The 3,686-nt window shown below is 71.0% G+C and carries 3 protein-coding genes and 1 tRNA gene; 2 read left to right on the top strand and 2 right to left on the bottom strand.

Annotated features, from left to right (window positions below; translation table 11 throughout):
- Positions 1-1,211, bottom strand: a 1,211-nt coding sequence (locus ACRX5W_RS06570; RefSeq protein WP_436786989.1) for an ATP-binding protein, incomplete at its 3' end; no start/stop codon positions are given.
- Positions 1,212-1,584: 373 nt separating this feature from the next.
- Positions 1,585-2,673, bottom strand: coding sequence for a Gfo/Idh/MocA family oxidoreductase (locus ACRX5W_RS06565; protein WP_436786988.1), 1,089 nt, complete (start codon positions 2,671-2,673; stop codon positions 1,585-1,587).
- Positions 2,674-2,921: 248 nt separating this feature from the next.
- On the opposite strand from ACRX5W_RS06565, the gene ACRX5W_RS06560 reads away from it, so the two are divergent.
- Together ACRX5W_RS06560 and ACRX5W_RS06555 are read left to right on the top strand one after the other, a co-directional pair.
- A tRNA-Arg gene (locus ACRX5W_RS06560) sits at positions 2,922-2,994 on the top strand.
- A 229-nt stretch (positions 2,995-3,223) separates the two neighbouring features.
- Positions 3,224-3,661 (top strand): CBS domain-containing protein, encoded by a 438-nt coding sequence (locus tag ACRX5W_RS06555; protein ID WP_436786987.1) that lies wholly within the window; start codon positions 3,224-3,226, stop codon positions 3,659-3,661.
- The last annotated feature ends 25 nt before the right edge of the window (positions 3,662-3,686 follow it).

The following is a 3,686-nucleotide window of genomic DNA, read 5'->3' as shown; positions in this document are numbered from 1 at the left end:
CCCCTGCCGGTGAGCGCGCCCGGTCCGGTCGTCCGCGCGATGAGATCCGGCCCGCCCGGCCGGCCGCGCCAACATCTCTCGGTCACATCCGCGGCCCGCTCGGCCACGTCGCGCAGCAGGCCCGCGGCGGCCTCACCCAGCGCTCGTTCAAGCTCGGGCGCGGCGGTCGGGGGCAGACCCGCGGCGTGCCACGCACGCCAGCGGGCAAGTGTTTCTCCGCTCAGCAGCGCGCCTTCGTCGAGGGAGGCGTCCAGGTGGCGGCGCGCCGCGGCATACACGCGTTCGACACACTGCGCGAGTGTGGCCGCGGCGTCGTGCTGACGTCCGGCTGCACGGGCGACGACATCCGCGCGTGCCGGAAGGCTGCGCAGCGCACCGCCGAGTGTGCGGCGGACCGCCGCCTCTCGCGCGTCCGGCCGAGTCGCCCGCTCGTAAAGCCAGTTGCGCACCGGTGCGATGTGGCGGCGGGCCAACATGTGCCGGGCAAGCGGCATTTCCGGCAGTGCGAACAACGGCACGCGGCCCAGGCCCGCGTCGTCCAGAAGAGAAGCAAAATGGCCGCGTACCTCTTCGAGTTCGTCCTCGGCCACGCGGTTGAGCACGATGCCGATCTCCGTTGTGCGTTCGTGTGCGACGCGCAGCAGATGCCACGGCACAGAATCGGCGTAGCGGGCGGCCGTCGTCACGAACAACCACACGTCGGCCGCGCCGAGCAGGCGTACGGCGAGATCGCGGTCGGCGTCGACCGAGTCGATGTCGGGGATGTCGAGGACGGCGAGCCCGGCCGGCACACGGTCGTCCACGTGCAGAACCATCGAGGGCCCCTCGTCGGCCGACCGCGGTCCGCCCGCGACCCGGCGAAGGCCGGACAGCACGCGCGCGCCGGCGAACCAGTGCCGCTCCGATGCGCGGCACACCATGACGGGGATGCGCGTGGTGGGACGCAGGACCCCTGCGGGGCTGACCTCGCGCCCGATGAGCGAGTTGACCAGCGTCGAACGCCCCGCTCCCGTGGAACCGCCGACCACGGCGAGCAGAGGGGCCTCGGGGCGGCGCAGTCGGGGCAGGATGTAGTCGTCGATCTGGGCGACGAGTTCGCGCCGGGCGCGGCGGGCTTCGTCGGCGCGGGGAAGATCGAGGGGCAGGCGGGCGTCGTGGGCCTCGTACCAGATGCGGGCGACCGCCTCGGAAAAACCCTCGCCTTGGTTCACCGCGTCATCACCACCTCTGCACCATCCCCAGATCCGAATGGAACGCACCCACCCGTTTCGGTGACAAACGCTTCCCGCTCGGCGCCGTGCAGGGTTGCCGTTACGTGGCCACGAAGCGCGCCGCCGCCCGGAACCCGGCCGGGGCGGACGCGCGGAGGTGCCTGGGCTCAGGGTGCGCGACGCCGGACCCGTCGGTACGGACACGGCCACGAAGGCTGCGCAACGCGGAGCCCCGTCGTGCGGGGCAGGGCGATGCAAGGGATCCGGCCGCACGAGCGCGCGCGGGGGCGTCAAGCCATGCACCCCTACCCCGCGTGGGCCCGCCCGGTGCGGGGCTCCGCCGGGCCGCGCGGGGCTGCGCGATCGCTGTGCGTCAAGCGTCCGGGTCTGCCAAGGTGACGACCGCGCCTTCGCGCGACGAGCGTTGCGCGGCCTCGATGACCTCCAGCACCGCCACGGACTCGGCGACCGGCACCGGCACGGGTCCGTCGCCGTGTACCGCAGCGGCGAACTCGCGGTAGAAGTCCTGGTACGCGCCGGCCAACGTCGGTACGGTCCGCCCGTCGCCGGGCGTACCCAACAGTCCCCAGCCGTCCTCCTGCTCGTCGCCCCAACCGTCGGAGCCGGGCACGCCGCCCGTCCGCAGCGCCGCCTCCTGCACGTCGAGTCCGTACTTCACGAAAGCCGCCTTGCTGCCCAGCACCCTCAGCCGGGGTCCGAGATCGGCGGCCGTCGCGCTCATCCACAGATGCGAGCGCACGCCCTGTGCATGGGTCAGTGCCACGAACGAGTCGTCGTCGACCTCGACGCCCGGACGGCTGCGGTCGAGTTCGGCGTACACCCGCAGCGGGCGGCCGAAGAGCGCGACGGCCTGGTCGATGAGGTGGCTGCCGAGGTCGTACAGGATGCCGCCGAGGGCGGCCGGGTCGGGGTCCTCTTTCCACGCCCCGAGCGCCGGCTCCGGGCGCCAGCGTTCGAAGCGTGATTCGAAACGGCGGACGTCGCCGAGTTGGCCGCGCTCGACGAGATCCCGCAGTGTCCGGAAATCGCCGTCCCAGCGCCGGTTCTGGAAAACGCACAGCGTGCGGCCTTGGGCTTCGGCGAGGGCGGCGAGGGCCCGCCCCTCCTCGGCGGTGCCCGCGAACGGCTTGTCGACGACGACGTGGAGGCCCGCGGCGAGCGATTCGCGCGCAAGCGCGGCGTGGAAGCGGTTGGGCACCGTCACCACGGCGACGTCGAACTCGTCGCCGCGCGCGAAAAGCTCGGTGGCTGCGGGGATCACCTCGACCTCGTCGCCGTACCGCCCGCGTACCGCCGCCGCGCGCTCGGGGTTCCCGGTGACCACGGCACCGAGCTCGTACTCGGGCAGCGCGGCGAGAAAGGGCGCGTGGAAGGCGGCGCCGCCGAGGCCGTACCCGATGAGTGCGGCACGAAGCGGTTCGGTCGTGTTCTTATGGTTCATTGAGGTATGTCCTCGCAGGGTGGATGGTCACGATCCGGCCGGACCGAAGCCACCCGGCACGGCCGCCGACAGGGTCGCATGGTCTTCCTTGTCCGTTTTGGCCTGAACACCAGCGCGTCCTGATCACATTCTGGCCGCCAACTGCGTCTGATCAGGTAACGGTCGATGCAGTGGGGGCAGTACCAGCCTGAACCGCCTCTATTGTGTTGTGCCGCGGCCGGATCCCGTGCATGATCCTCAATCGCCCAGCCCCCGTAGCTCAGCGGACAGAGCAGGCGCCTTCTAAGCGCTTGGTCGCAGGTTCGATTCCTGCCGGGGGCGCAACACACGCGGGTGAGCGGGGGATCACCCCACGTCATTGCCTGGATGTCCCGGCCGTCGCGGGCCGGGCACAGTTTGCACCTGCACAGTGGTCGGTGCGCGAGGGACCGCCCCGGATGCACGCGAGAACGAGGCCCGGGATCGGCGTCGTGTCGCCCGAGTGGCGGAGTCGCCGGGTGTCTGTTGTGATCGAGAAACCCGGTATTCCACCGAAGGGAACAGGCCTGCCATGGACACGACGAATCTCAAGGCCCGCGACGTGATGCACGCCGGCGCGCAGTGCGTGTCGGAGAACTCGTCCCTCATGGACGCCGCGAAGATGATGAAGGAGCTCGACGTCGGGGCCGTGCCGATCTGCGGTACCGATGACAAGCTCAAGGGTCTCATCACCGACCGCGACATCGTCCTGCACTGTTGCGCCGAAGGCCGCGACCCCGCCGAGGTGCCGGCGGGCGAACTGGGCGGCACCTTGCACTGGTGTGATGCGGACGCCGATCTCAACGACGTCCTCGACATGATGGAGACGCACCAGATCAGGCGCGTCCCCGTCATCGACTCCACCAAGGGCAACCGGCTCGTGGGCATGATCAGCGAGGCCGACCTGGCCCGCAACATCTCCGACCGGCAGCTCGCCGAATTCGTCGAGAAGGTGTACGCCGCAACCTGACGCGCGCCCTCGCGCACACCGGGGG

Source organism: Yinghuangia sp. YIM S10712, assembly GCF_051388935.1.
GTDB lineage: Bacteria > Actinomycetota > Actinomycetes > Streptomycetales > Streptomycetaceae > Yinghuangia.
This window is presented reverse-complemented; position numbering and strand designations above follow the sequence as displayed.

Bases quoted from the DNA above. Each gene is read 5' to 3' on its own strand.
- ACRX5W_RS06555 (WP_436786987.1), top strand. From the start codon at position 3,224: ATGGACACGACGAATCTCAAGGCCCGCGACGTGATGCACGCCGGCGCG.
- ACRX5W_RS06565 (WP_436786988.1), bottom strand. From the start codon at position 2,673: ATGAACCATAAGAACACGACCGAACCGCTTCGTGCCGCACTCATCGGG.